General features: G+C 61.3%; 20 protein-coding genes, 1 tRNA gene and 3 pseudogenes. 13 read left to right on the top strand and 11 right to left on the bottom strand.

What is annotated here, in order from left to right; all coding sequences use genetic code 11:
- Together KZX66_RS12380 and KZX66_RS12375 are read left to right on the top strand one after the other, a co-directional pair.
- Window positions 1-3,618 carry a transporter substrate-binding domain-containing protein gene (locus KZX66_RS12380; protein ID WP_248079709.1) on the top strand — a complete coding sequence of 1,206 codons (3,618 nt, stop codon included), beginning with the start codon at window positions 1-3 and terminating at the stop codon, window positions 3,616-3,618.
- A 133-nt stretch (window positions 3,619-3,751) separates the two neighbouring features.
- On the top strand, window positions 3,752-4,174 hold the full coding sequence (locus KZX66_RS12375) for a chemotaxis protein CheY (protein WP_248079707.1): 423 nt from the start codon (window positions 3,752-3,754) through the stop codon (window positions 4,172-4,174).
- A gap of 133 nt (window positions 4,175-4,307) precedes the next feature.
- On the opposite strand, the gene KZX66_RS12370 is transcribed toward KZX66_RS12375, so the two are convergent.
- A complete protein-coding gene (locus KZX66_RS12370) occupies window positions 4,308-5,378 on the bottom strand; it encodes a 3-deoxy-7-phosphoheptulonate synthase (RefSeq protein WP_248079705.1) in 1,071 nt (356 codons plus the stop codon).
- Window positions 5,379-5,989: 611 nt separating this feature from the next.
- Between KZX66_RS12370 and KZX66_RS12365 the strand changes: the two genes are divergently transcribed.
- Both KZX66_RS12365 and KZX66_RS12360 read left to right on the top strand, forming a co-directional pair.
- Window positions 5,990-6,739, top strand: a complete 750-nt coding sequence (locus KZX66_RS12365) for a carbon-nitrogen hydrolase family protein (protein ID WP_248079703.1) — start codon at window positions 5,990-5,992, stop codon at window positions 6,737-6,739.
- Complete coding sequence (locus tag KZX66_RS12360; RefSeq protein WP_248079701.1) at window positions 6,740-7,171, top strand: GNAT family N-acetyltransferase; 432 nt, start codon at window positions 6,740-6,742, stop codon at window positions 7,169-7,171.
- A 92-nt stretch (window positions 7,172-7,263) separates the two neighbouring features.
- On the opposite strand, the pseudogene KZX66_RS12355 reads toward KZX66_RS12360, so the two are convergent.
- A pseudogene (locus KZX66_RS12355) lies at window positions 7,264-7,395 on the bottom strand (DNA-binding protein); the annotation flags it as partial.
- A gap of 82 nt (window positions 7,396-7,477) precedes the next feature.
- Here KZX66_RS12355 and KZX66_RS12350 point away from each other — a divergent pair.
- From KZX66_RS12350 to KZX66_RS12325, 6 genes and pseudogenes are all read left to right on the top strand, one after another.
- Complete coding sequence (locus KZX66_RS12350; protein ID WP_248079699.1) at window positions 7,478-7,834, top strand: helix-turn-helix transcriptional regulator; 357 nt, start codon at window positions 7,478-7,480, stop codon at window positions 7,832-7,834.
- Window positions 7,835-7,994: 160 nt separating this feature from the next.
- A complete protein-coding gene (uvrY, locus tag KZX66_RS12345; RefSeq protein ID WP_010566015.1) occupies window positions 7,995-8,636 on the top strand; it encodes a UvrY/SirA/GacA family response regulator transcription factor in 642 nt (213 codons plus the stop codon).
- Between the two features lies 1 nt (window position 8,637).
- Window positions 8,638-10,461 (top strand): excinuclease ABC subunit UvrC, encoded by a 1,824-nt coding sequence (gene uvrC / locus KZX66_RS12340; RefSeq protein ID WP_248079697.1) that lies wholly within the window; start codon window positions 8,638-8,640, stop codon window positions 10,459-10,461.
- A 32-nt stretch (window positions 10,462-10,493) separates the two neighbouring features.
- Window positions 10,494-11,054, top strand: a complete 561-nt coding sequence (gene pgsA / locus KZX66_RS12335; RefSeq protein ID WP_010566013.1) for a CDP-diacylglycerol--glycerol-3-phosphate 3-phosphatidyltransferase — start codon at window positions 10,494-10,496, stop codon at window positions 11,052-11,054.
- 60 nt (window positions 11,055-11,114) lie between these two features.
- Window positions 11,115-11,190: transfer RNA gene (locus KZX66_RS12330), tRNA-Gly, on the top strand.
- A gap of 229 nt (window positions 11,191-11,419) precedes the next feature.
- Window positions 11,420-11,662 (top strand): annotated as a pseudogene (locus KZX66_RS12325) (Arm DNA-binding domain-containing protein); the annotation flags it as partial.
- A 1-nt stretch (window position 11,663) separates the two neighbouring features.
- Here the strand turns inward: KZX66_RS12325 and KZX66_RS12320 are convergent.
- The 9 genes and pseudogenes from KZX66_RS12320 to KZX66_RS12275 form a co-directional block, all read right to left on the bottom strand.
- Window positions 11,664-11,780 (bottom strand): annotated as a pseudogene (locus KZX66_RS12320) (TetR/AcrR family transcriptional regulator); the annotation flags it as partial.
- Window positions 11,777-13,417, bottom strand: a complete 1,641-nt coding sequence (locus KZX66_RS12315; protein WP_248079696.1) for an AMP-binding protein — start codon at window positions 13,415-13,417, stop codon at window positions 11,777-11,779. The pseudogene KZX66_RS12320 and the gene KZX66_RS12315, both read right to left, overlap by 4 nt.
- Before the next feature lie 56 nt (window positions 13,418-13,473).
- The gene (locus tag KZX66_RS26390) at window positions 13,474-14,766 is read right to left on the bottom strand and encodes a methyl-accepting chemotaxis protein (RefSeq protein ID WP_282445904.1); all 1,293 of its coding nucleotides are present in this window, start codon (window positions 14,764-14,766) and stop codon (window positions 13,474-13,476) included.
- Window positions 14,767-14,783: 17 nt separating this feature from the next.
- The gene (locus KZX66_RS12300) at window positions 14,784-16,040 is read right to left on the bottom strand and encodes a GTP-binding protein (protein ID WP_248079695.1); all 1,257 of its coding nucleotides are present in this window, start codon (window positions 16,038-16,040) and stop codon (window positions 14,784-14,786) included.
- A complete protein-coding gene (gene nthB, locus KZX66_RS12295) occupies window positions 16,037-16,681 on the bottom strand; it encodes a nitrile hydratase subunit beta (protein WP_248079694.1) in 645 nt (214 codons plus the stop codon). Before nthB ends, KZX66_RS12300 begins: the two co-directional genes overlap by 4 nt.
- Before the next feature lie 40 nt (window positions 16,682-16,721).
- Entirely contained in the window at window positions 16,722-17,324 is a 603-nt protein-coding gene (gene nthA, locus KZX66_RS12290; protein WP_248079693.1) for a nitrile hydratase subunit alpha, read from the bottom strand.
- Between the two features lie 80 nt (window positions 17,325-17,404).
- The gene (locus tag KZX66_RS12285) at window positions 17,405-18,919 is read right to left on the bottom strand and encodes an amidase (RefSeq protein ID WP_248079692.1); all 1,515 of its coding nucleotides are present in this window, start codon (window positions 18,917-18,919) and stop codon (window positions 17,405-17,407) included.
- 118 nt (window positions 18,920-19,037) lie between these two features.
- Window positions 19,038-19,907 carry a transporter gene (locus tag KZX66_RS12280; protein ID WP_248079691.1) on the bottom strand — a complete coding sequence of 290 codons (870 nt, stop codon included), beginning with the start codon at window positions 19,905-19,907 and terminating at the stop codon, window positions 19,038-19,040.
- Complete coding sequence (locus tag KZX66_RS12275; RefSeq protein ID WP_248079689.1) at window positions 19,904-20,971, bottom strand: phenylacetaldoxime dehydratase family protein; 1,068 nt, start codon at window positions 20,969-20,971, stop codon at window positions 19,904-19,906. The genes KZX66_RS12280 and KZX66_RS12275 overlap by 4 nt, the downstream gene beginning before the upstream one ends.
- A gap of 541 nt (window positions 20,972-21,512) precedes the next feature.
- Between KZX66_RS12275 and KZX66_RS12270 the strand changes: the two genes are divergently transcribed.
- From KZX66_RS12270 to KZX66_RS12260, 3 genes are all read left to right on the top strand, one after another.
- Complete coding sequence (locus tag KZX66_RS12270) at window positions 21,513-22,448, top strand: helix-turn-helix domain-containing protein (protein ID WP_248079687.1); 936 nt, start codon at window positions 21,513-21,515, stop codon at window positions 22,446-22,448.
- 328 nt (window positions 22,449-22,776) lie between these two features.
- Window positions 22,777-24,039: a serine hydrolase gene (locus KZX66_RS12265; protein WP_248079685.1), complete on the top strand. Its 1,263-nt coding sequence runs from the start codon at window positions 22,777-22,779 to the stop codon at window positions 24,037-24,039.
- A gap of 116 nt (window positions 24,040-24,155) precedes the next feature.
- Entirely contained in the window at window positions 24,156-25,493 is a 1,338-nt protein-coding gene (locus tag KZX66_RS12260; protein WP_248079683.1) for a hypothetical protein, read from the top strand.
- The last annotated feature ends 21 nt before the right edge of the window (window positions 25,494-25,514 follow it).

Raw genomic sequence — 25,514 nt, 5'->3', positions numbered from 1 at the left:
ATGGTCGCCTCAAGGTTGCTCAAGCGCGCGGCCATCCTGCTGATGGGGCTGTTGCCCCTGGCGGCGATGGCCTCTGATGACCCACACAATCTGCGCCTGCTGGGCCACTCCACGCTTGAAAACCCGACGCTGGTGTTGAGCGAGGCGGACTGGCGCTGGCTGCGGGAGCGGCGCACGCTGTCGATGGGGGTATCGGCACCCGATTACGCCCCCTTTGACCTGAGCAATAACAACGACGAACTCGAAGGCATCACCGCCGATTACGCGCAAATGATCGCGCAGATACTGAACATCAGTATTAACGTGCGACGGTATGACACTCGCGATGAGGTGATCGAGGCGCTCAAGACCGGTGAGGTTGACTTGGTAGGGTCGGCCAACGGCTATGAAGCGGCCGATTCGCAGCTGGTGCTGTCCCGATCCTATGCCAACGATCAACCCACGCTGGTCACGCGTACGGGCGAGAGCCATGCACTCAAGCCTGATCTTTCGGGTAAGCGCGTCGCGATGCTCTATCACTACATGCAACCCGACGTCGTCCAGGCCTTTTATCCGAATGCCCGGTTGCTGCTGTTCGGTTCGACCTTCGAAGCCATCGGCGCCGTTGCATTCGGGCAAGCGGATGTGTACCTGGGCGACGCCATCAGTACCCGCTACCTGATCAACAAGAACCATCTGAACAACGTGCGCATGGCGGATTTTTCCGCGCTGGAGACCAACCCTTTCGGCTTCGCGTTCGTCAAGGGTAATACGCGTTTATTGAACATCTTCAACGCTGCACTGGCGACCGTGCCCGCCAACCAGCAACTGGAAATCCTGCGCCGCTGGAGTGCCGGCGGCGGCGGCTTCTTTGAAGCCGAGCGGCTGCGTTTGAGCGGCAGTGAGCAGCGCTGGCTGGAGAAGCATCCCCGGGTGAAGGTGGCGGTGCTCGACAAGTTCGTGCCGTTGTCCTACTTCAATAAACAGGAGCAATTTGAAGGATTAAGCGCCGAGGTGCTGTCGCGGATCAGCCTGCGCACGGGGTTGAAGTTCGATGTGGTGCGGGGCAGTTCGCTGCCACGGCAAGCGGATCAGGTCAATGCCGGCAAGGTGGACATGGTGGCGGCGATCAGCCCGAGTGTCGAACGCTCCGAGAAAATGCGTTTTACCCGGCCTTACTTATCCAGTCCCTATGTGTTGGTGGTGCCTGCTGAGAACGATCGCCTGGTGACCCTTGAGGACATGGCCGGTAAACGTCTGTCGTTTATTCGCGGCGACAGCCTTGCCGCGCAGATTATCCAGCACTACCCCAGCATCGAGTTGGTCGATGTGGAGAACCCTGAGCAGGCCATGGAGTCGGTCGCCAAAGGCAGTGTCGATGCAACGGTGCTGTCGCTGATTTCCGCGCGCTACCTCATTGCGCGTCACTATCCCGAACGCCTGCGCATCACCAGCACCGTGGGCACGGAGCCTGCGCGTTTGACGTTTGGTGTCAACCGCAGTCATTTGGAGTTGTATTCGATCCTCGACAAGGCCTTGCTGAGCATTACGCCTGAAGAGATAGACGAGCTGACCAACCATTGGCGCAGCGAGATCCTGATTGATGACAATTACTGGCTGCGTCACCGCAACGTCATTCTCCAGGGGTTCGGTTTGGCTGCGTTGTTGCTGCTGGTTACCCTCGGTTGGGTGTTCTACCTGCGTAGTCTTATTCGCAAGCGTGCCCAGGCCGAGCGTGCTTTGAGTGACCAGATGCGTTTTATGAGCGTGCTGATTGACGGCACCCCCCATCCTATTTACGTGCGTGATCGTCAGGGCCGCTTGATGGCGTGCAATAACGCTTACCTGGATGTGTTTGGCTTCAAGCTCGAAGACGTGATCGGCAAGACCGTGATGCAAACCGATACCGGCAACCCGCCCCAGGCCCAGTCGTTCCATGCCGATTACTTACGGTTGATGGAGCAGGGTGAGCCGCACATTCTCGACCGCGTACTCAAACTGCCGAACGGTGAAGTATTGACCATCTACCAATGGATGCTGCCCTACCGTGATGGCGACGATAAGGTGGTGGGCATGATCGCCGGTTGGGTGGATGTGAGCGAGCGCCAGCGTTTATTGGGCCAGCTGCAGGAGGCCAAGGAAGAGGCCGACGCTGCGAACCGCGCCAAGACGACGTTCCTGGCGACCATGAGCCATGAGATCCGTACTCCCATGAATGCAGTGATCGGCATGATCGAGCTGGCGCTTAAAAACGCCGAACAGGGCCGTGCCGACCGCGATGCGCTGGAAGTGGCATCGGTAGCTTCGCGGAGCATGCTGGAGTTGATCGGCGATATTCTCGATATTGCGCGAATTGAGTCCGGCCATCTGTCCCTGAGCCTGGAAACGTCCAACGTGCATGAGCTGCTGGTCTCGGTGGCGCGGGTATTCGAGGGGCTGGCGCGGGACAAGGGCCTGGTTCTGCAAGTGGAGCTGGATCCCTTGATCGACCGCCCGGTGTTGATCGACCCCATGCGTTTCAAACAGGTGATCTCCAATGTGCTGGGCAATGCCATCAAGTTCACCGCCGCCGGCCGTATCTGCCTTGGCGCCCAGGCCATGCCGGCTTTGGCCGGTGACCCTCTGAGCCTGCGGGTATGGGTGGAGGACACGGGTATCGGCATCAGTGCCGAAGATCAACAGCGGTTGTTCAATCCGTTTATCCAAGGCAGCAACCACGAACAATCGGCGCGCAGCGGTTCTGGCCTTGGACTGGTGATCAGCCGCAACCTGTGCCAGATGATGGGCGGCCAACTGCACCTGAGCAGCGTGCTGGGCAAAGGCACGCGGGTGGATTTGACACTGATGCTGGCGTTGGCCGCAGCGGTGCCGACGGCTTCGGTTGCGCTGCCGAGCCCTTCGACACGCGCGCTGAAGATCCTGGTGGTCGATGATTACCCCGCCAACCGCCTGCTGCTGGCGCGACAACTGAGCTTCCTTGGGCATCGCATCGTCACTGCCGACGACGGTGTCCAAGGGCTTGCGCTTTGGCGGGCCGAGCACTTTGATGGGGTGATCACCGATTGCAACATGCCCCTTAAGGACGGTTACGCGTTGGCGCGTGATATCCGCGTACAAGAACGCGAGCGCGGCTTGAAACCCTGCCTGTTGCTGGGCTTCACCGCCAACGCCCAGGCAGAAGAGGCTGAACGCTGCCGCCAGGCTGGCATGGACGGCTGCCTGTTCAAGCCGACCGGGCTTGAGGATTTGCGGCAGGCCTTGGCCTCGCATGCAGCCGGTGGCGCTGCGGCGATGGAGGAGGCGTTGGTTGATTTGAGCTTGCTGACCACGCTCACCGGGGGTGACAAGGCTGCGCTCGACGAATTGCTGACGCCGTTGTCCGTCAGCCTGGAGGAGGACCGTGCGTTGCTGCCAGCGCTTCAACATCAGGTGAACTTTGCCAAGCTGCATGACGTGGCCCATCGCATTAAAGGTGGCGCGCGCATGGTCAAGGCACGGGCGCTCATTGAGTGCTGCGAGGCCTTGGAGGCAGTGTGTGAACGACGGGACGAGGCCGCATTGGGCGATACGGTCGAGGCCTTGGGCGCGGCTATCACGCAGGTGCATCACACGCTGGTCCGCTACGGCAATCGGGCGTGACTGAAGTCAATGCCCTTTCGGTGGATTTGGGATAGGTCCTACGCGAAGAGGGAATATGCCTGATTTAGTCTGCGGGATATGTCTGGAGAATGGGCGGCCTCACTGACGCGCGCTGCCAGCCCAGGGGTTTGCCATGCCGAACAAAGCACTGACCATCCTGATTGCCGATGAACAGCACCTGCAACGGCTGTACATTGAAAAAATGCTCAACCAATTGGGGTACCACCGGATTGTCCCGGTGCAAACCTCTGAAGAAGTACAAATCCTGACCGCTATTCCCGCTGAGCCTTTTGATGTGCTGATCATCAACGCCGGCCTGCTGGTCAATACCTGCGAGCTGCAGTCCCAGGTTCGCCATGTGCTGGTCTACGACCACCTGGAAGCGGGCAAGCCTGCCGGTGCGATGCCGACGGTCCTGGTGCGCCTGCCTGGCGTGCCGGACAACGTCAACCTTGAACACTTCATGGATATCATCGATCCACCCGAGGCCGCGAAGGGCCTGCGGGTGCTGCCGTGGCTGCGGGAATTATCCCGCAGGCCGGTGGCCGGGGTTTAGTTTCACTCTGGCGCAATGCCCTTGGGGGCGCCCGGTGGCGTTCGGCGATCTGCTGGATCACCGGGTCCTTGAGCACTTCGCCGTAGACCCACTGGTGAGGCGCCGTACCCCTGCGTAGCGGCGCCTTGAACGATCAACCTTGCGCACGCAAACGCTCGGTGGCGTTGCGCAACAGGTGCTCGGTACCTGCCCAGCCCAGGCAACCATCGGTCACCGACACGCCGTACTTCATCGACGGGCTCAGGGGTTGGCAGCCTTCGAACAGGTGGCTCTCGAGCATCATGCCGATCAGCGAGGTGTCGCCTTGCAGGCGTTGTTCCAGCACGTCGTTGAACACTGCCGGCTGACGCAACGGGTCCTTGCCGCTGTTGGCATGGCTGCAGTCGACCATGATGCGCGGTGCGACTTTGGATTTGGTCAGGTCGTGCTTCACCTGCGCCACGCTTTGGGCATCGTAGTTCGGCCCACGGTGACCGCCGCGCAGTACCAAGTGGGTGTCGGGGTTGCCGGCAGTCTGGATGATCGCCGGGTGGCCCTGGCTGTCGACGCCGAAGTGGCGGTGCGGGTGGGACGCCGAGCGCATTGCGTCACAGGCAATCGCAACGCCGCCGTCGGTACCGTTCTTGAAGCCCACCGGCATGCCTAGTCCACTGGCCATTTCGCGGTGGATCTGCGACTCGGTGGTGCGTGCGCCAATCGCCACCCAACTGAGCAGGTCATCAAAGTAGCCGGCGGCCATGGGTTGCAGCAGTTCAGTGGCGACCGGCAGGCCCAGGCGCAGCATTTCACGCATCAGCTCGCGGGACAGGGTCAACCCGGCGGCCATGTCATCGCTGCCATCCAGGTGCGGGTCGTAGGCCAGGCCTTTCCAGCCGATGGTGGTGCGTGGTTTTTCGACGTAGGCACGGATCACCAACAGCATCTGGTCGCTGACGTCCAGCGCCAGCTTCTTCAGGTTGCGCGCGTACTCCATGGCCGATTCCGGATCGTGGATCGAACACGGGCCGACAATCACCAGCAAGCGTGAATCTTCGCCATTGAGAATGGCGCGCACGGCTTGGCGATGGGCATGGATCTGTTCGTTGAGGAACGGGCTGAGCGGTAGTTGATGCTTGAGCTCAAGAGCACTGGGCAGGCGTTGGGTCAGGGCTTCATTGGCACTGATGAGGTTCGAAACGGGCAGGGCGGCGACGGAGGAGTTCATATTCAAGGCTTCCTGGACAAGCGGCGGGTTGTTCCCGCGCGCTTGGCCTACTGGGGTGTTCGACAATTGGCCGTACTGGCTACGTGTGTTGGCTTGCCACCAATAGGTGACCGATCGGAGGCGGCAGGCTGTCCCGAACGGAGCTTGCTAAATCGCCATGCGGTGGAGGTGTCGTAGCGGTAATAGGTGGCGTAGTTCATGTCGTGATTCCTTTGAGTGTTCTGCAAAAGTTAAGAGGCCTGAAAAACAAAACCCCCGGTCGGGGAGCCGACCGGGGGTTAGATTTCTCTGGTAGGCGACCCCTTGAGTAGTGGGCGCCGATTTGAAGTATCAGGCGCGCCAGTGGCTAAACCAATACCCAAAATAAAAGCTGACAGCTGCGCTCGAACCGTTCACACAGGCAGCTGGCACCGAGCGCGAGGCGCTGGCAGCAAGGCAAACCTGAGTGTGGACGAGTTGCAACATGGTGTGTCTCCAAATGATCGGTGGAGCTTACTAGAGGCACGCGCAGAGATTCAATCAGTAATTTCTATTGGGTGAAGGGTCTTACCGCTATGGGGTACGTGTCGATATGCTGGTCACCCTTTGATACTGATTGCTTGGACGCGACCATGACTGCCTTGACCCTTGCTGCTGCTCAATCCGTTTCAATTGCGGGCGATGTGCCGGCCAATATCCAGCGGCACCTTGTATTTATGCGGGCTGCACGGGAGCAGGGCGTGCAACTGCTGGTATTCCCGGAGTTGTCTTTGACGGGCTATGAACCGTCGCTGGCGGCGGCACTGGCGATTGCCCCCGGCGATGGCCGGTTGACGCCACTGCGGGAAATGGCGCGGGCGCTGCGCATGACTGCCGTGGTGGGCATGCCGATCCGACTGGCGCCTGACGCCGGCGTAGCAATTGGCGCCTTGGTGCTGGGGGCGGATGGCTCCCTGGCGGTCTACACCAAGCAGCACTTGCATGCCGGTGAAGAGGTGGCGTTTGTTGCCGGGCAAGGGGGCGCGCTCCTTGAACTTGAGGCGCAACGTATTGCTCTGGCGGTGTGTGCAGATTTTTGCCATGCCAGTCATCCGCGTGCTGCGGCGCACGCGGGCGCCTCGGTTTACGCCGCCGGGGTGCTGATCAGTGAGAACGGTTACGCCACGGACGCTGCACTGCTGCAAGGCTATGCCATTGAACATGGCCTGCTGGTCGTGATGGCCAACCATGGTGGTCCTTCGGGGGGGTGGGCGTGTGCCGGTCGCAGCGCGATCTGGGCGGCGGATGGCCGTTTGCTTGCCGCGGCACCGGGTCTGGGGGAGGCACTGGTGGTTGCCCGACTGGACAGTGACGGTTGGGCTGGCCATGTGGTGGCTGTCTAAATGGTCTTTCATCTGCGCGCGGCGACGGACCAGGACCTGCCCTTTGCACGAACGTTGACCCGCGAGGCAATGAACGGGTATTACCGGCAGTACGGGCTCTGGTGGTCCAATGACGGCTTCGATACGGCCTGGGCCGGGCGCGAAAACTGGTTGATTTGCCGTGATGACAGCGTGCTGGGTTTTATCAGCCTGAGCCGTGATAGCCGGGCGCTGTATATTCGCGAGCTGCACATGCTCGAAGCCTGTCGCGGGCAGGGTGCGGGCAGTTGGGTGCTGGAGCAGATGGCGCTCAAGGCGCAGGCACTGGGCCTGTTGCGTTTGACGGTGTTCAAGACGAATCCGGCCTGGCAGCTTTATCAGCGCACGGGGTTCAATATCGTTGGGGAAGAAGATTGCTTCTGGCGTATGGAGCGGGTCTGCCGTTCAAGCTAAACCACGCGCCTTATCCTGATAGGCGCATACTGGCTGCAGGAGCCGAGTTCCTGAGTGTTTTTTGGCCGTCAGCCTCAGGAAGGATGACCCCTCTTTTTGCGCCCGGCGAGGACTTGGTAGGTGGTTGCCGGCTCAACGCCATGTTCACAGGCGAACGTTTGAACTGACTTTCCTTGATGTTGCAGCCTGGCCTCGGCTTTTACGGCAGTCAGGGTTCGGGGCATAGCTCGAAGCCGTTCAAGTTTGTTTAACTAAGAGGTGAGCCTGTCATCTCTGCAGGTTTACAAAATAGGATCATGCATCCAAATGAGTGGAATCGGTTCGCGTTTGAGGCAGGAAAGAGAGCGGCTTGGCCTGTCGCAAAAAGTCTTTGGTGAGATCGGTGGCGTTGAGGCCAACGCGCAAGGCAAGTACGAAAGTGGAGGGCGTGCACCCAAGGCCGACTATTTGTCTCGGGTCGCCGAGAGAGGTGTTGATGTACTGTACGTGTTGACCGGCACGGCCACGCCGCTTCAGCTGGAAAGCCTGAGCCGGATAGAAGAAAAAGTCCTGGGCGATTACCGCGCGATGTTCAAGGAAGATCAGGATGCGATCCGTCGCCTGACTTCCACCTTGGCTGAACATTGCATTTTGCAGAATGGAAAATCCAAGGCCCAGCCTTAGGATTTCTGACCCTTCGTCCAACAAATCAGGCTGTCCGCTGCGCTGCGGGCGGCTTGCGCTTATCCAAACTCCATATATATGACGCTTGCAACTAGGTCTGGGCCTTGGTTTTTTGCTAAGGTGTTCGGCAACCTATAAGACCATTTCGCGAGGTGTCTGCTTGATTAGGGTGCTAGTAGTCGATGACCATGATCTCGTTCGTACAGGCATTACACGAATGCTGGCTGACATCGATGGCCTGCAAGTAGTCGGCCAGGCCGAATCAGGCGAGGAATCCCTGATCAAGGCCCGGGAGTTGAAGCCCGACGTGGTACTGATGGACGTCAAGATGCCCGGGATCGGCGGTCTTGGCGCTACGACCAAATTGCTGCGCAGCCATCCGGACATTAAAGTCGTGGTGGTGACCGTGTGCGAGGAAGATCCGTTCCCCACCCGCCTGTTGCAGGCCGGTGCCGCCGGTTACCTGACCAAGGGCGCGGGCCTTGCCGAGATGGTGCAAGCCATCCGTCTGGTGTTTGCAGGCCAGCGCTATATCAGCCCGCAGATTGCCCAGCAGTTGGCGATCAAGTCCTTCCAGCCCACCAGCGACTCGCCGTTCGATGCGCTGTCGGAGCGGGAAATCCAGATCGCCTTGATGATCGTCGGTTGCCAGAAGGTTCAGGCCATTTCCGACAAGCTGTGCTTGTCGCCCAAGACCGTCAACACCTACCGCTATCGCATTTTCGAGAAGCTCGCCATCAGCAGTGATGTTGAATTGACCCTGCTCGCGGTGCGCCACGGCATGGTGGACGCCAGCGCCTGACATGACCACATCGTTTGATCCGAGTGCCTTCCTTTCAACCTGCAGTGGCCGCCCCGGCGTGTATCGCATGTTCGACAGCGAGGCGCGCCTGCTGTACGTCGGCAAAGCCAAGAACCTGAAGAACCGCCTGGCGAGCTATTTTCGCAAGACCGGTCTCGCGCCGAAAACCGCCGCCCTGGTGGCACGTATCGCCCAAGTCGAAACCACCATCACCGCCAATGAAACCGAGGCGCTGCTGCTTGAGCAGACGCTGATCAAGGAATGGCGACCGCCCTATAACATCCTGCTGCGTGACGATAAATCCTACCCATATGTATATTTATCCGACGGCGACTTCCCACGCCTGAGCATTCACCGTGGCGCCAAGAAGGCGAAGGGCAAGTATTTCGGGCCGTATCCCAGCGCCGGTGCGATCCGCGAGAGCCTGAGCCTGCTGCAAAAAACCTTTTTTGTGCGTCAGTGCGAAGACAGCTTTTACAAAAACCGTACGCGGCCCTGCCTGCAATACCAGATCAAACGCTGCAAGGCGCCGTGCGTCGGCTTGGTGGAGCCTGCGGAATACGCCGAGGATGTGCGCCATTCGGTGATGTTCCTCGAAGGACGCAGCAATGCGCTCACCGATGAGCTCTCCACGGCGATGGAACAGGCAGCCAGTACGCTGGATTTCGAACGTGCCGCTGAACTGCGTGACCAGATCTCTCTGTTGCGCCGCGTCCAGGACCAGCAAAGCATGGAAGGCGGCACCGGCGACGTCGACGTGATCGCTGCGTTCGTCAACCCGGGGGGCGCCTGTGTGCACTTGATCAGCGTGCGCGGCGGCCGAGTGCTGGGAAGCAAGAACTTCTTCCCGCAGACCGGTATCGACGAGGAAGTGGCCGAAGTGATGGCCGCGTTCCTTGGCCAGTACTACGTCAGCAGTCCCGAGCGCGACCTGCCGTCGGAGCTGATCGTGAACGTGGTGCACGAAGACTTCCCCACCTTGATCGAGGCGATCCACGAGCTGCGCGGCCGCGAGTTGGGTATCAGCCACCGTGTGCGCGGCACCCGCGCCCGCTGGCAGCAACTGGCGGTGACTAATGCCGAGCAAGCCCTGAGCGCGCGCCTGGCCAATCGACAGCACGTGGCCGCACGCTTTGACGCCTTGGCCGAGGTCCTCAACCTGGACGAGCCGCCCCAGCGCCTGGAGTGCTACGACATCAGTCACTCCAGCGGCGAAGCTACCGTGGCGTCCTGCGTGGTGTTCGGGCCGGAAGGACCGATCAAATCCGATTACCGACGCTATAACATCGAAGGCGTCACCGCTGGCGATGACTACGCGGCCATGCACCAGGCCCTGACGCGGCGCTTCAGCAAGCTCAAGGACGGGGAGGGCAAGCTGCCCGATATCCTGCTGGTGGACGGCGGCAAGGGCCAGCTGTCCATGGCCCGTGACGTGCTCAACGAACTGGCCGTGCCCGACCTGATTCTCCTGGGTGTGGCCAAGGGCGCGACGCGCAAGGCTGGTTTCGAGACGTTGTACTTGAATGATGCCGCCCATGAGTTCACTTTGAAAGGCGACTCGCCGGCGCTGCATTTGATTCAACAGATTCGCGACGAAGCCCACCGTTTTGCCATTACCGGCCACCGCGCCCGCCGTGGCAAAACCCGGCGAACCTCAACCCTGGAAGGGGTTGCAGGCGTGGGGCCGACGCGACGTCGTGACTTGCTTAAACATTTTGGTGGCTTGCAGGAGCTGTCCCGTGCCAGCATTGACGAGATAGCCAAAGCACCCGGTATCAGTAAAAAGCTCGCTGAGCTGATTTATGCGAATCTGCATAGCGAATAGAATGCCTTTCCACCTCGTAGCCAGTTGTGCCGATGAATATCCCTAATCTGATCACCGTTCTACGCGTCCTGCTCATCCCGATTTTTATTTTGTTGTTCTATTTGCCGTACGAATGGAGCTACCTGGCCTCCAGCTCCGTGTTTGCCTTCGCGGCCGCCACCGACTGGCTCGACGGCTACCTGGCACGCCGCCTGGAGCAGAGCACGCCGTTCGGCGCGTTTCTGGACCCGGTCGCCGACAAACTCATGGTGGCCGTCGCCCTGGTGCTGCTGGTGCAGGAGCACGGTAACCTGTGGCTGACCCTGCCGGCCGCGGTGATCATCGGCCGCGAAATCGTCGTCTCGGCCCTGCGTGAATGGATGGCCGAAATCGGCGCCCGTGCCCACGTCGCCGTGTCCAACATGGGCAAATGGAAAACCGCCGCGCAAATGCTCGCGCTGGTGATCCTGCTGGCCAACCCGTCGGACTTCACTTTCTGGGTCCTGCTCGGCTACGCTTTGCTGCTCATCGCCGCCGGCCTGACACTGTGGTCCATGCTCCAGTACCTGCGCGCCGCCTGGCCGCATCTGCGCACCACCGTTGAAAAGAAATAAAACTTTTTTGAATCAAAGGCTTGACGGGTGCTTAAGATTCTATAGAATGCGCCTCACCAAGCGGGAATAGCTCAGTTGGTAGAGCACGACCTTGCCAAGGTCGGGGTCGCGAGTTCGAGTCTCGTTTCCCGCTCCAAATATCGATCTGCAGAGTTCCATGGAAGTCTGTAAGTCATTGAAAATAGACGCTTCGGCGTCTTTTTTCGTTCCATCAGCATCCACCGAAAGCCACGGGTATCCGGACGTTTTTAGTCCAGAATCTAGTCCATGAAAATGGCAGGCGTCGAGATCGGATTGTTGCAGGAGCCCGACGAGTCATTTGCTGAACATCTAGCCCTGAATTCTACCTTCAGGAGGCTAGAAGCATGGCTCTTTCAGATGCTGCCGTCCGGCAGGCCAAGCCCACCGGCAAAGACTACACCCTCGGCGATATTGACGGCCTGTCCTTGGCGGTGACGGCCTCGGGCGGGCGTTCGTGGCACTTCCGTTACTGCTGGAGCGGCAAGCAAAAGCGCATGTCGTTGGGCACCTATCCGCAAGTCAGCTTGCGTGAGGCGCGTTCCCTTCGGGATGAAGCGCGCAAGTTGTTGGCTCAAGGAGTCAATCCCCATGTGCCGCCAATTCACGCATGCTGACCTGGCCGAAGCTGCGCTCCTTGAACAGTTCCAGGGCTCTGCGCTGGAACTCTGAGCGGCTCAGGCCAGGCATGGCACGTTCCGGAGTCATGTGGGCTGTGCCTGCTGTCTGGCTATTTCCTGGTTGCGCAAAATGAAGCGCTGCAACTTGCCGCTGGGGGTCTTGGGCAGTTGCTCGACAAACTCGATTTCCCGCGGGTACGCATGGGCCGCCAGACGCTGTTTGACATGCAGGCGCAGGGCTTCAGCCAATTCGGCGTCTGGCGCGTACCGGGGGTTCAGCACCACGAATGCCTTGATCAACTCGGTGCGTTGCGGGTCGGGTTTGCCTATGACGGCCGCTTCGATCACTGCCGCGTGTTCGATCAGCGCACTCTCCACATCAAAAGGCCCGACGCGATAGCCGGACGTGGTGATCACGTCGTCGTTACGGCCGACGAAGCTGATACTGCCGTCAGCATTGAGCTCTACGATATCGCCGCTCAAGTAGTAGCGGCCGATAAACGCCTTAGTGGGCATGCCAAAGTAGCCGTTGAACCAGCACAGGGGCGAGCGCTCGCGATCCACCGCCAACACGCCGGGCTGGCCGGTGGGTAATTCCCGACCGGCGTCATCCAGCACCACAATCCGGTGACCCGGAACCGCATACCCGGCCGAGCCTTCGTGGATCGGGTGGTGCAGCCCATGGTGGTTGCACAGCACCATGCCGATTTCGGTCTGGCCGTAGTGGTCGTGGATAACCACGCCGAGTTGTTCGGCAAACCAACGGATGACTTGCGGGTTGAGCGGCTCGCCGGCGCTGCTGATGACACGCAAGTGGCCGCGCACGGCGTTGGCGAACTCGGCGCCCGCTGCAATCAGCAGGCGATAGGCCGTTGGCGACCCGGCCAGGTTGCTGATGGCGTACTGGGTGATGATCCGGCAGGTGCTTTCGACGCTGAACGGCCCGTCGTAGAACAACGTGGCGTGACCACAGGCCAAGGGCCCGGTCACCGCGTAGTACAAACCATACGCCCAGCCGGGGTCGGCGAGGTTCCAGAAACGGTCGTCTGCGCGCAGCGCTATCGCGTCACGCATATAGCCCTTGAAGGCCAGAATGGCGCTTAACGGCACCTCCAGCGGCTTGGCCGGCCCGGTGGTTCCCGAGGTGCACATCAGCAGGAAAGGCGCACTGGCGTCCAACAACGTCGGTACGCATTGCGCCTGTTGGCGATCCAGCACGCTCCAAAAATCGTAATCGCCCGAATGCGGCAGGGGCGCGTCGGTGACGATGATGGCGGGACAGTCCGTGATGTCGTCGAGCTTGGGACGATTGCTGGCATCGGTCACGATCCAGCGGGCCTTGGAGCAGCCCAGTCGCTGTTCGATCGCCTTGGGACCGAAGGCGGTAAACAGCGGCTGATAGACCGCGCCAATGCGCCAGGTGCCCAGAATGGCAATCAACAGTTCGACCGTGCGCGGCATCAGGCCCGCGACGCGATCGCCCGGCTGAACCCCTTGTTCGCGCAGAAAGTTGCCGAAGCGCGCGGCGTGGGCCTGCAGTTCGCTGAAGGTATGGTGCGTGGAGCGGCCATCGCGGGTTTCGCAATACAGCGCCACGGCATTGCCGTCGGCGTGGCGGTCGCAGCATTCGATGCACGCGTTCAGGGCTGTCAGCTCACCCTGCAAATCCCTGGCGGCCAGTTGTTGATAGTCGAACGATGCCACGGCTGAGTCGTAATCGCGCATAACGTACCTCTTGTTATTGTGAGTGTGCCCCGGCCTGCCGCGCAGGGGGGCCGGTGCTAGCGGTCCATCATCTCGGCAGCTTGCTGGGTCGCCTGGCTGGTTCGCGTGGCCAGTTTGCGCACTTCATCGGCGACCACCGCAAACCCGCGCCCGGCGTCACCGGCCCGCGCGGCCTCAATGGCGGCATTGAGCGCCAGAAGGTTGGTCTGGCTGGCGATGCCCTGGATGGTGGCGACAATCTGCGTCAGCTTGTTGAGGGTTTCCTGCATCACCTGATGCTGTTGCGCCTGTGCTTCGCGCATCGTGCTTTCTTCATGCTGGGCGTGGATATCGGTGATGGCGCCCACCACCCGTTGCGGGGAGCCGTCCGGCGCGCGGCGCGTTTGCCCACGGCCGCGAAACCAGCGGTAAGTGCCGTTCTTGTGCTTGAGTCGATAGTCCACATCGAACGGTGTGTTGCCGCTGCGGTCGTCGACATGCGCGACAAACGCGGCGATGGCCCGCGCACTGTCGTCCGGGTGCAGGCGCGAGGTCCAGCTTTCCAGGGTATTGGGGAACTCCTCGACCGTGTTGCAGCCCAGCAGCCGGCGCATTTGCGATGACCACCAGATGGTGTTTTTCGGGTTTGCCGGGTCGCCGGCCACCACCTCGATATCCCACAGCCCGTCGTGCAGCATTTCCCGGGAAATGTCGAAACGGGTGGCCGCCAGTTCGAGTGCTTCGTTGTGCAGGTGCTGCGCGTGAATGTCGCGCACGCTGCCCCCCAAGACCTGCGCCACCCCTTGCGCATCGCGCTGTGAAACCCCGCTGACTCTGCACCAGCGATAGTCATCGCCGGCCGCCGCCTTCATCCGCACATCCAGCGCGAAGGGGGTACGCCCGCTGCGGTCGGCCAGGTGCCTGGCGAGTGCCGTCAGATGCGCTTGCTGATCGGCCGGGTGCAACTGTTCGCGCCAATCGCCCAGCCGGTCACCACCAGGCACCTGGACTGACGCAGACCCCGTCCACGTCATCGCGCCGTCCGGCGTCGACGCGGCGGTTCCATCCAGTGTCAGCGTCCAGAACAGGTCACCTGCGCCTCGGGTGATCAGTGCCAGGCGGGCTTCCATTTGCTGCAACAGCCGGTCACGGTCGGCCAGGTGTTCGTCCAATTGGCTGACTTGCACGCTCAGTGCGTGGGCCTGCGTCTTGAGGTCGCGCCGCTCTTGCAGCACCTGCTCGACACCGCACAGGATGCGGCGCAATAACGGGTTGCTCGAAGACAATGGCGTGCTGGCCTGGTCGGGCTGCTCCAGTCTGTCGGCGAGCGGCGCCAGTACCCAGCGCGTGGTTGGCCTGAAAAAAAGCATGGAACACCTCACCTCGGTCAAATGGGCTCAGCCTGCAAGCGGCGCGTCGGCGCCGACAAGGCATAGGCATCAAAGGCTGCCGCCCCCGGCAGGGCTTGCCAGGCGTGCGGGCCGGCGGCGATTTCCTCGGCGCTGAGCAGGCAGTGGTCGAGTTCGCGCTGCAAGGCCTGGGTGTCCAGGTCCTGGCCGATAAACACCAGCTCCTGCCGGCAGTCCCCGACGACGCTGTCCCACTTGGCCATGATGCTCTGCAAGCGATATTCATCCCGTGGCCATTGCGACTGCTCGAGAAAACTCCACCAGCGCCCCACATAGTCCCACTGGAACTGCCTGCCGCTTTGCGCCAGCAGGCCGGTTTCCAGGTGCCGGCTGGCGAGCCAGAAGTACCCTTTGCTGCGCAGCAGGCGCCCGTTGCGCCAGGGCCGCTGGAGAAAATCGAGCAAGCGCTGTGGGTGGAAGGGCGCGCGCTCGCGGTACACCCAGGACGTCACGCCATAGGTGTCAGATTCGGAGGCCGGGGTGTCGGTCGCGTCCATCTGCCGCATCCAGCCTGGCGACGCGGCAAGGCTCGGTAAATCAAACCGATGGGTGCCGAGGAGGGCGGATAACTCAACGTTACCGTGGGCCATCGGCATGATCAGCGCGGTCGGGTTAAGCCCGGCGAGGATCCCGTGCACCGCCTGGTAGCCCGCGTCATCCAGCAGGTCCCGTTTGTTGACGAGAATGACGTTGGCGTACTCCACCTGCTCGATCAGAAGATCTGCCAGCGGGCGTTGGGGCGTATCCGCCTGTGCATCGTCGCGGGCCACGGCGTCCGGCGACTCAAGCAACGCCTGAAAGCGGCTGCCGTCGACCACCGTCACCAAGGTATCGAGCCGCGCCAGTTCGCTGAGACTGAAGCCGTCGGCATCAAGGAAGGCGAACGTCTCGGCGACCGGCATCGGCTCCGAGATGCCCGTGGATTCGATGAGCAGGTAATCAAAACGCTGCTGGCGTGCCAGGGTGCTGATCTGCTCCAGCAAATCGGCGCGCAGCGTGCAGCAGATACAGCCATTGCTCATTTCGATCAGCTCATCGCGCCCCCGGTGCAGCGATACATCGCGCTGCACCTCTGCGGCATCGATGTTGACCTCGCTCATGTCATTGACGATCACCGCCACTCTCAGGCCTTGGCGGTTGCGCAGGATATGGTTGAGCAGGGTGGTCTTGCCGGCGCCGAGGAAGCCGGAAAGCACCGTCACCGGCAATCGGCCCGCCTGGGCGCCGCTCATCATGGGGTCACCTTGTCCAGGTAGCTTTCGAACAGGTCGACCACCACGAAGCCTTCGTCTGCGGCATCCCCCCACAGATCCCTCGTGCAAAACTCGACGTGGTAACTCGGCTGGTGCGCCGCGCTCGTATCGCCATGGCCAATGGCGTCCGGGAATGGCCATTTTTCCGAGGTGCGATGCAACACCACGCCGCGCTTGCCACGCACGTAGGCCGGCATGCGGATATGCCCGGCCACATACTCATCGCGCACCACAACCCGGTCGCCCACTTCAAAGGGCGCGCGATCGGTGATCGCCGAGCGTCCGTTGGACTGCGCGGGGTTCGCCAGCTTGAAGTGCGAACCCAAGGCCTGATCGAGCTCGGCCTGGGTGATGACGCCTGTTTCGACCAGCAGGGTCGCGGTGGCGATGACATAGCGTTCGTAGTACTGGGTGCCGACGTGCTGGCGAACGTCCAGGCGTTCGACGGCGTGACGCACTTCGTCCACGCTGAATTTTTTCAAGTGATCGGCACCGAGGAACATCAGGCTGTAGGCCAGGTGCTCCCAGTCCTGCTTGAACACCTGTTTGTAGCTCAGGCTGTTGATGGTGTGGGGGACTTTGCCAAAGCCCTGGAAACCGCCGAGATCGTGAAAGCCATCCATAATAAAAACTCCGGGAGTTGAACGATGAGGTGGGGGTGTGTCAGCCGATACGCGGCAGGGCGACGCCGATCAGCACGTCTTTGGTCACCAGCGCCTGAAGCTGCTCTTCACTCATGTGCTCGGTGCCTTCGGGCCTTAGCGGCAACACCAGGTAGCGGCTTTCGGCGCTGGTGTCCCAGACCTTGACTGCCACGTCGCTCGGTAGCTCGGTGCCCAGTTCGCGCAATACGGTGCGGCCCTCCCGGACCAGGCGCGCACGGAACTCGAAGCCCTTGTACCACTCCGGTGGCAGCCCGAGCACCGGCCAGTTGGTGCAGGAGCATAGGCTGCACACGATCACGTTCTTGACCGTTGGCGTATCCTCCAGCGCGACGATGTATTCGCCCTGCGGGCCGGTGTAGCCGAACTGTGCGCACGCAGCGGTGCCATCCTTGAGCAACTGCGCCCGGAACTGCGGGTCGACCCAGGCCTTGGCGACCACACGGGCGCCGTTTTCCGGGGTCCAGCCGTGTTCCATCAGTTGTGTGAGTTGCTCGACATAGCCCTCCGGGATGAGGTCTTTGCCCTTGAGCACTTGAAACAATGCCCACGCCCGCTCGCCGGGCGTTGAAGTCGTCGCGGTTGTGGAAGTCGATGAACTCATGGGGTCTCTCCTGTCAGTCAACGCGGTTGTGATGTGATTCAAACGTGTCGGTGTTTCTTATTGTTTTTCAGGTCATAAACTCAGAGCGTGCGCCAGTCCACCGCGGCTTCAAACGCTGCGGCGGCCTGGTAGATCGTGCCTTCGGCATGGTGTCGGGCGACCAGCATCAGCCCGACCGGAAGGCCGTCCACCAAGCCGCAGGGAATCGACATGGCCGGGTGCCCGGTGATGTCCTGAGGCGCGGTGTTGCCGATCATTTCCAGGGCGCGGGCCACGTACTCGGTGATCGAGCAGTCTGCTGGCGGATGGGGTTGGGCGATGATGGGGGTGGTCGGCATCACCAGCAGGTCATAGGCGAGCAGCGCCTTGTCATAGCCTTGCCGCGCAAACCGTGCGAGGTTTTGGGCCTTGGCGTAGTAGCGCCCGTTGTAGCGCGTGAGGCCGTATTGGCCGACGAACATGCACAGTTTGAGCGACGCCGATAAGTGGTCAGCCTGCTCGCGCCAGCCGGCCTGTTTGTCCAGCAGACCGACGTCGTACAAGCCTTTCCAGTTAAAGCCTGCGCCGTTGCCGTGCATCATCTGCATGGTCAACCCCTCGCAACCGATGGGGTGCCACAGCGATCCCGCCAAGGTGTGTTCGGGAATGGACACCGCTTCCACCTGCGCGCCCAACGCCTCGAGGCGTGCGATGGCCTCGCGCACTTTGTCCGCCACGCGTGGGTCCTGGTTAGCCAGCTCAAACCCTTCCTGCACGACGCCGATTCTGAGCCCGCTCACCCCCCGCGCCAGGTAGCTGCAGTAGTCATCGACCTGCGGCGCCGCCTGGCGTGGATCTAGCCCGTCCGCACCGGCCATGGCCTGCAGCATCAGTGCGTTGTCGCGCACGGTGGCGGTGATGGGGCCGACATGATCGATCGTCGCTTCAATCGCCATGATGCCGGTGTAGGGCACCAGACCATGGGTCGGCTTCATGCCGTAGGTCCCGCAGAAGGCCGACGGAATACGGATTGACCCGCCCTGATCGCCGCCAACGGCGATGTCCACCTCGCCGGCGGCCACCAACGCGGCACTGCCCGATGAGGAGCCACCGGCGGAAAACCCGTGACGGTGGGGGTTATGCACCGGTGCGGGGTCGGAGGTGTGGCTGCCCCCGGACAAGCAGTAGTGCTCGCAGGTGGCTTTGCCGAGGATGGTCGCGCCGGCATCGAGCAAGCGTGTGACCACGGTGGCGTCGAAGCTCGGCACAAAGCCTTGCAGCGTTGTCGCGCCGTTCATCATCGGCACGCCGGCCAGGGCGACGTTGTCTTTGAGCGCGACGGTTTTACCGGCCAGCAGGCCCTCACGGGCACCTTTGACTTCAGCGCGGTAGTACCAGGCGTTGAACGGGTTTTCTTTGTTTGCGGGGCGATAGCCGCCACTGCGCTCGTAGCGGATGGGCGGGATGAAATCACACAGCTCGTCGACCAGATCGTAGGCATCGAAACTCGGTTGCATGAGCTCAAGGTAGGACGCCGCCTGCTCGTGGGTCAGTTGCATGTTCAACTGGGCCGCGATGGCTAAAAGCTGATCAAGCGTGGGGCGATTAATGGCCATGATTTTCCTGTCTTTTTATCGATTCGGTCCGGGTAGCGTTGAAGACCAAATTAGGCCTCTGCTGCCGTAGGCGCATGGTTGAGCAAGACACTCACTTGGCTGAAAAGGACAGCCGGATTCAGAACACTTTCAAGATCCGCAGATTCAGGCGAGCGCCTTCCCTGAAGCCTTGCTCGACCTCGATGTCCTTGCCCAACTGCGCCTGGAGCTGCAGCGTGGGATCGACGAAGTGCGTGACCGTGAAACGCGCGTAGGACGTCGACAGACCGTCGTGCTGGTCAACGCCATCCACCGTGGTGGCGGCCCCGCTCACATAGCCGCCACCGAGCGCGAACGTGGTGCTGGGCGTCCAGTTGTAGCGCACGGCGGCCTGGTATTCGTAGCGCGTGTTCTCTTCGAGTTTCGCGCCGGTGGGGCCGTAGTCGTTATTACTCGACACCCAGGACACGTCCGCGACGGTGTCCAACGCCCACTGCGCCGAAAAATGGTGGATGTAGGCCGCTTGTAAGGTGGCTCGCCAGCGGTTTTCACCGAGGTTCAAGGCATCGTTTTTGTCGTAGCTGCCGATGGGGATATACAGGTAGGGGGCCAGGGCGAACACGTCCTTGTTCGCGGTCGGTAACGTCCATTTGAGCGGCGCGGTGATGATCGGGTCGGCCACGCCATGGGTGTTCCCCAGCGCGCCGACATCCCCCGAAGCATTCATGTAGCCGAACGGCAGCAATATCTGCGGCTCCCATGAAAGGTTCTCGGCCAGGCCTATGGCATGGATGTAACGCAGGATGCCCACGTCGGAGCTGAGCTTGGCGTTGTCCGAGGTTTTATGGCCGTTCTGATAGAGGTCCGACCGTTGCGCGTGCTGGAAGTAAAACAACACGGCATCGGCCCCGGCGGGCAGCGGCTCGAAATCTCCGGGGGCGACTTCAAGGGCCTGGCTTTTGACGAACGGCAACATCCCCAGCACCAGAACAATCGGTCTCAATTTCATGGTTGCACTCCTTGCGCGACAGCGGCGTCGCGCAACATGCCGGTCTGCGCGTGGCAGTTGATGTACTCAAAGATCTGGCTCTTGGCGTCCGACACCGACACTTCGTGGTACAGCCGCAGCTTTTTCAGCCCTGCGGCCACGCGGAAGAACGTCACGAAAATGCGCAGGTGGGTCGGGTGGGACTCGGCCCAGCGTTCGAGTTTTTCCACCGAGCGCCAGTGGCCGATGTTGTAACTGATGTCGAGGAAGTTGCCGTCCAGGTCGATATTGCGTACGAACCGGTTGCTGTAGCAGCCCAACGGCTGGCCGTTGTCACGCAAAAAATCCATGCCGTCCTGCAAGGTCGGCAGGATCTCGTCGAGGTACAGCGAGCGTTCGTCCGCTTCGGCGTCCGCCCAGTCCTGGCCGGAGCGAATCAGCGTGAGGTTGTCGTGCCCCAAAACCACCACGCGCCCGCCTTTTGCCGGATCACCGGCGACCACTTGCAGCTCACTGGTGGGCTTCATCCAGTCGGTCTGGGAGATTGGGAAACGGTCGCGCATCGACCCCCAGTAACCGTGCTCCTCGATCTCGCCACTGGTTGCATCCATTACCGCGCCGACACCAGGCAGGTTGTCCTGGAAGGCATACAGCGTCTCGAATTGCTCGGCGCGCGGGGCGCTGATTTCGCGGAAATAGCCCAGGCCGTCGTTGAGACGATCCGGTGAGACCCACCAGTCGTTCACCGGCGCCGAGCGCAACCAGCGGCAGTAGGCGGCCGGGTCGTTCCAGTAGCCGACCACGATCAAATTATCGAAGCCGCTGCTGTCGGTGTGGTGGGTCAAGTCATGGGTCTGCGGGCCATCGGCCAGGCTGAAACTGCCGACGATGTGACGCATCGCCTGGAGCGCGGCGTCGCGCTGTGCCTCGCCGCGATACTGCACGCCGAGGTAGGCCATCACCACTTGTTGCAACGTCTCGTCGGCGCGCGCGACCCACATCGGGAACGGCGGCTGGTACTCGTCGGGCACACGGCGCGACAGGCTGCGTGGACATTTGAGGTGTGTGTCGATTGCAGATTCCATCTTGAGTTCCTCGTTATTTGGTTCAGGCCTACGGGTGGGCATCAGTGCTTGGGCGACGGGCCGCGCTTGGCGATTTGTCGTCGGTGCAGCAGCCTCATGACCCCCCACTCAATCAACCAATAAACCGACTCTTCCGGCACCAGGTCGCGCCTCTGCAGGAGCCAGGAGAAATCAGTCAAGGGGGGTGAACAGTGTCGATGCATGGCACGCCTCGTCAGCGGGGTAAGAGCTGCTGTGAGGTGGAAATTAGGCGTCACGGCGAGGCGCCGCTTGGTTCGTCAGGACAACCGTTTGGTTGGAAAAGACAAGGCGCGGCAATGACCGGCGTTGGTGCGCCCATAGCGAAAACGCTGGGGCTCGTGCCTCGAAATGGGTAGGGCGAGGGCCTTGCCGTTACCCCGCCGTGGAGACGGTCTTTGTGAGGGTGGCGGCCTTGAGCGCTCAAGGGGGGCGTGGGTGTGCTTGGCCTATTAATTGCTGTCGGTGACAACCCGTACACCTTTTCAAGCGCTTACTACATCGCTGTACCGAGGTCCGTGCCATGAACCCAAGCACCCAGTATTCGACCCTTGCCGTTCCCGCACCGCGCCGCTTTGATTATTGGAAAGAAGTGGTCTGTCGCCATTGTCTGGCGGCCGATAGCAAACCCTTGTCCCAGAGCAGTTTCGACGGCGCGCTCGCGATCAATACCGTCGGCGATCTGGACCTCTGTTCGCTGGCATCGCCACTGCATTATTGGGAGCGCGCCGAGCGGCATCTGCGCAGCGGTCCGGCTGAAGATTTATGGTTGGGTTTCGCCCGAAATGGTCATGGCCAGATAGAGCAGGGCGGACGAAAAGCCAGCCTGGCCGCTGGAAATTTGTTTCTTTATGACGCAACTCAAGCGTTTCGCTTCAGCTTTGGTGGTACCGAAAACCACCTGGTCCGGATTCCGCGAGCGTTACTGACCGACCGCCTGCCGCGTATCGCGGAGTGCACCGCGATGGTCCTCGACGACCGCCGGCCTGGGGTCATCCCCCTGCGTGAGATGCTGCGCCAGGCCGCCAGCACCCCGGCGTCGTTGCAGGACGAGCGCATCGCAACGCGCTATTCAGCAGCCTTGCTCGACCTGCTGGTGATCAGCCTGGAACTCCAGGACCTGAAAACCACCCACCAGGAATTGGACCTTTACGGCCGCATCATGCAGTACATCCAACGGCACCTGACCGAGCCGGACCTGTCGATTGAAGTCATCGCCCAGGCCCACAACGTGTCGACCCGCACCGTTACACGCGCCTTCGCGCGCTACCAGAAAACCCCCGTTGCCGAGATCTGGAAAGAGCGCCTGAATGCCAGCCGCGAAGCGATTGAGCGTGGCCAGGTACGCAGTGTGTCCCAGGCCGCGCTGGACTTCGGGTTCTCTGATTTCTCCCATTTCAGCCATGCGTTTCGCAAAGCGTTTGGCGTGGCGCCCAACACGTTATTGCGGCGCGATTGAGGCCTGCGGAAGGCGGGCGGCGACACTCGGCTGTCGCCCGCCCGATTGACGCCAACTCGAATCGATCAAGCCACCGTACTCCTGCGCACCTCCTTGCCTCATAGGCGCAACGTCCCCTCATTGCCTCCCTCAACGGCATCGCATTGAAGCGACCGCCGCAAGCGTCGCTGATCTTCCCATCGCCAACTTTTTAATGAGTGAAGTGAATCCTGGCGTGGGCAAGGGTTTTATTTTTTTGGATAAAAACATTTATTGACTAAAGAATATTTGCCGGTTAATTATTACTGCGCATCTGCTCACATGCAGAGTCATTTCCAGGGTTGTCACCATGGGTCAGAAAATCACGCCTTCATTGGCCAGCCTGTATGTGCAGGCGGCCGAATCCTCGCCCGCGCCGCGCTTGGCTCCCGTATTGATGCAGGGCTTTCCGGCAGCGCCGAAACACCGGGTTACGTGGAGCAATTGGATGCTTCCTCCGTTCAGTCAATGGGGGTTTCGCAATTTGGCGCGGCTGCGTCCCACCATCGACGTGCCGGCGGGCGCAGGGGCTGCGGGGCTGCTCAAGGCGGCTCCGGCAGCGCTGGATTCGCTGTATTTCGACAGTGAATGCGGGCTGAGCATCAGCGTCATGGATCACCTTGTCGCCAGTCAGACCGATGCTTTTTTGGTGATGCAGGGCGACACGGTGTTGTTCGAACGTTACTTCAATGGCCAGTGCGCCGCGGACCGCCACATCATGTTTTCGGTGACCAAGTCACTGATCGGTACCCTGGGCGAACAACTGGTCACCCAAGGTGTGCTCAAGCCCGAGTTGCCTGCGGCGTACTACGTACCTGAATTGGCCGGCAGCGCATTTGGTGATGCCACCGTGCGCCAGTTGTTCGACATGGCCGTGGGCATCGACTACAGCGAGGTGTATGACGACCCCAACTCCGAGAGTTCGCAATACGGTTATGCCTGCGGTTTTCAACCGGCACCGGCGCAGTACGCCCAGTTCGAGTCGCTGTACCAGTACCTGCCATCCCTGAAAAAACGCGGCGGCCACGGTGGTTTTTTCCATTACGTAACGGCCACCACCGAAGCCTTGGCGTGGGTCATGGAGCGCGCCTCGGGAGAGGCGTGCAGCCAGATGCTGGCGTCGATCTGGGGGCGCCTGGGGTGCGAGCGCGACGGCTATTTCATGGCCGATCCCTGGGGGCGCAATGTGGCCGGCGCAGGCTTCAGCGCCACGTTGAGAGACATGGCGCGTTTCGGTCGGTTACTGGCTAACGATGGCCGTCACGACGGGGTCGAGCTGCTGTCACCCGAGACCGTCGACCGTATCGCCGCCGGGGCGGACCCTGCGATCTATGCGCAGAATGCCGAATTCTCCCAATGGACGCCGGGTGCGTCCTATCGAAGCCAGTGGTACGTGTTCAACGACCACAGTCAGGCGCTGTTGGCCGGTGGGATTCACGGCCAGTACCTGTTCGTCGACAAGCCGTCGGGCGTGGTGATCGTCAAGCAATCGTCGCTGGCCGATGCGGTCGGCCCGTTCGATGCCGACAGCGTGCGCATGTTGCGCGCCATCGCCGCTCACCTGAGCCACTGACACACGCCAAACAATAAGAGTCTTGCGTTCTATTCACCTGGCCTGGCCAGGTGTTGGCGGCGCGCTGCGTCGCCATTGACTGCCCTGTAACAACAATAATTCCACAGGAGCTTCTTATGGTTTTCACCACGCGTTTTTCTCGAGCGCTGTTAATGCTCGGCTTACCCCTGACCACCCAGGCCGCGCTGGCGGGCTACACCTTTGAGGACGGTAACCTCAAAGGCGAAGTCAACCTCACCGCCGGTGGCGCGACGCTGTTCAGCCGCGGCGTTAACTTCGGCAGCGGCCAGGTTGACGCTCGCAGCGGCAAAAATGGCGGAAGCCGGATCAACTGGCAGGAGGTCTACGTCAAACCGGGCGTCAAGCTCGACTACGCGCTGCAACCGGACTTCAGCCTGCTGGCTGGCGGTTCCTTGGTGGCGGCCAGTACGTTCGGCGATGGCGATCCCGGCGGCTTGACCCGCAGCTCCGACGGCAAGGTCGCCGCCGAAGAGCTCTACGCGGGTTTTCGCAGTGGCGAATGGACGCTCACCGCCGGCCGCCAGAACTACATGATCGGCACCGGTTTCATCGTCATGGACGGCAACCTCGACCAGAAAACGGACGGGGCGTACTGGCTCGGCCCGCGCACCGCCTTCAAGGATTCAGCCCTTCTGGCGTGGGATCACGGCGCGTTGAAGTCCCAGGCTTTCACCTTGCGCACCGACGACGACCTGGGCGATTTTCGCATGACCGGCGTCAACTTCGATTACAACCTCGATAACAGGGTGACGCTGGGCGCCATGGCCATGAAGGTCAATGCCCTGGGCCCCAAAGGCAGCACCCTGCCGCGCCGTCGGGACGGGATGCAGGTGTACAACCTGCGGGCCCTCAACGCCAAGCTTCCCGGCGTGCAGGACCTGACGTTGAACGCCGAGTACGCCGTGGAGCGCGGCAGCGGCGAGGGGGTGGATTACGCGGCGAACGCCTGGTACGGCCAGGCCGACTATGCCTTCAGCACGTTGCCGTTGACGCCGATCATCGGCTATCGCTACGCGAGCTTTTCCGGCGATGACAACCTGGGCGACAACCGCCAGAAAGCCTGGGACCCGTTGAGCAAAGGCTTCGTCGACTGGAGCACATGGCTGGTCGGGGACGTGGTCGGTAACTACCTGCTGTTCAATAGCAACGAAAACGTCCAGCAGTTCTCGCTCAAGACCCACCTCAGCGAGACCCTGACCCTCGGCGCCATCCACTACCAGTTCTGGCTGGATGAGAAAAACTACATGGGCGCGGCGGTCAGTGACCGGCGTTTTGCCGATGAGAGTGTGGTTTTCCTCGACTGGACGCCTACGCCGTCGTTCTATACGTCGCTGTCTTATAACTGGGTCAAACCACTGGCCGCCGCCAAGCAAGTGTTCGGCAACGACCAGAAGTTCAGTGCGCTGGAACTGTATTTCACCTATCGCTATTAAGTGCTGCGAGCCATCGTGGCC

This window comes from Pseudomonas sp. EYE_354 (assembly GCF_023148575.1).
Classification (GTDB): domain Bacteria; phylum Pseudomonadota; class Gammaproteobacteria; order Pseudomonadales; family Pseudomonadaceae; genus Aquipseudomonas.
Note: the sequence above shows the minus strand (reverse complement) of the source record. Positions and strands in the feature narration are given on the sequence as shown.

Excerpts from the sequence above, each read along its gene's own strand:
- KZX66_RS12380 (WP_248079709.1), top strand. The coding sequence starts at position 1 with ATGGTCGCCTCAAGGTTGCTCAAGCGCGCGGCCATCCTGCTGATGGGG.
- KZX66_RS12375 (WP_248079707.1), top strand. The coding sequence starts at position 3,752 with ATGCCGAACAAAGCACTGACCATCCTGATTGCCGATGAACAGCACCTG.
- KZX66_RS12370 (WP_248079705.1), bottom strand. The coding sequence starts at position 5,378 with ATGAACTCCTCCGTCGCCGCCCTGCCCGTTTCGAACCTCATCAGTGCC.
- KZX66_RS12365 (WP_248079703.1), top strand. The coding sequence starts at position 5,990 with ATGACTGCCTTGACCCTTGCTGCTGCTCAATCCGTTTCAATTGCGGGC.
- KZX66_RS12360 (WP_248079701.1), top strand. The coding sequence starts at position 6,740 with ATGGTCTTTCATCTGCGCGCGGCGACGGACCAGGACCTGCCCTTTGCA.
- KZX66_RS12350 (WP_248079699.1), top strand. The coding sequence starts at position 7,478 with ATGAGTGGAATCGGTTCGCGTTTGAGGCAGGAAAGAGAGCGGCTTGGC.
- uvrC (WP_248079697.1), top strand. The coding sequence starts at position 8,638 with ATGACCACATCGTTTGATCCGAGTGCCTTCCTTTCAACCTGCAGTGGC.
- pgsA (WP_010566013.1), top strand. The coding sequence starts at position 10,494 with ATGAATATCCCTAATCTGATCACCGTTCTACGCGTCCTGCTCATCCCG.
- KZX66_RS12315 (WP_248079696.1), bottom strand. The coding sequence starts at position 13,417 with ATGCGCGATTACGACTCAGCCGTGGCATCGTTCGACTATCAACAACTG.
- KZX66_RS26390 (WP_282445904.1), bottom strand. The coding sequence starts at position 14,766 with ATGCTTTTTTTCAGGCCAACCACGCGCTGGGTACTGGCGCCGCTCGCC.
- KZX66_RS12300 (WP_248079695.1), bottom strand. The coding sequence starts at position 16,040 with ATGATGAGCGGCGCCCAGGCGGGCCGATTGCCGGTGACGGTGCTTTCC.
- nthB (WP_248079694.1), bottom strand. The coding sequence starts at position 16,681 with ATGGATGGCTTTCACGATCTCGGCGGTTTCCAGGGCTTTGGCAAAGTC.
- nthA (WP_248079693.1), bottom strand. The coding sequence starts at position 17,324 with ATGAGTTCATCGACTTCCACAACCGCGACGACTTCAACGCCCGGCGAG.
- KZX66_RS12285 (WP_248079692.1), bottom strand. The coding sequence starts at position 18,919 with ATGGCCATTAATCGCCCCACGCTTGATCAGCTTTTAGCCATCGCGGCC.
- KZX66_RS12280 (WP_248079691.1), bottom strand. The coding sequence starts at position 19,907 with ATGAAATTGAGACCGATTGTTCTGGTGCTGGGGATGTTGCCGTTCGTC.
- KZX66_RS12275 (WP_248079689.1), bottom strand. The coding sequence starts at position 20,971 with ATGGAATCTGCAATCGACACACACCTCAAATGTCCACGCAGCCTGTCG.
- KZX66_RS12270 (WP_248079687.1), top strand. The coding sequence starts at position 21,513 with ATGAACCCAAGCACCCAGTATTCGACCCTTGCCGTTCCCGCACCGCGC.
- KZX66_RS12265 (WP_248079685.1), top strand. The coding sequence starts at position 22,777 with ATGGGTCAGAAAATCACGCCTTCATTGGCCAGCCTGTATGTGCAGGCG.
- KZX66_RS12260 (WP_248079683.1), top strand. The coding sequence starts at position 24,156 with ATGGTTTTCACCACGCGTTTTTCTCGAGCGCTGTTAATGCTCGGCTTA.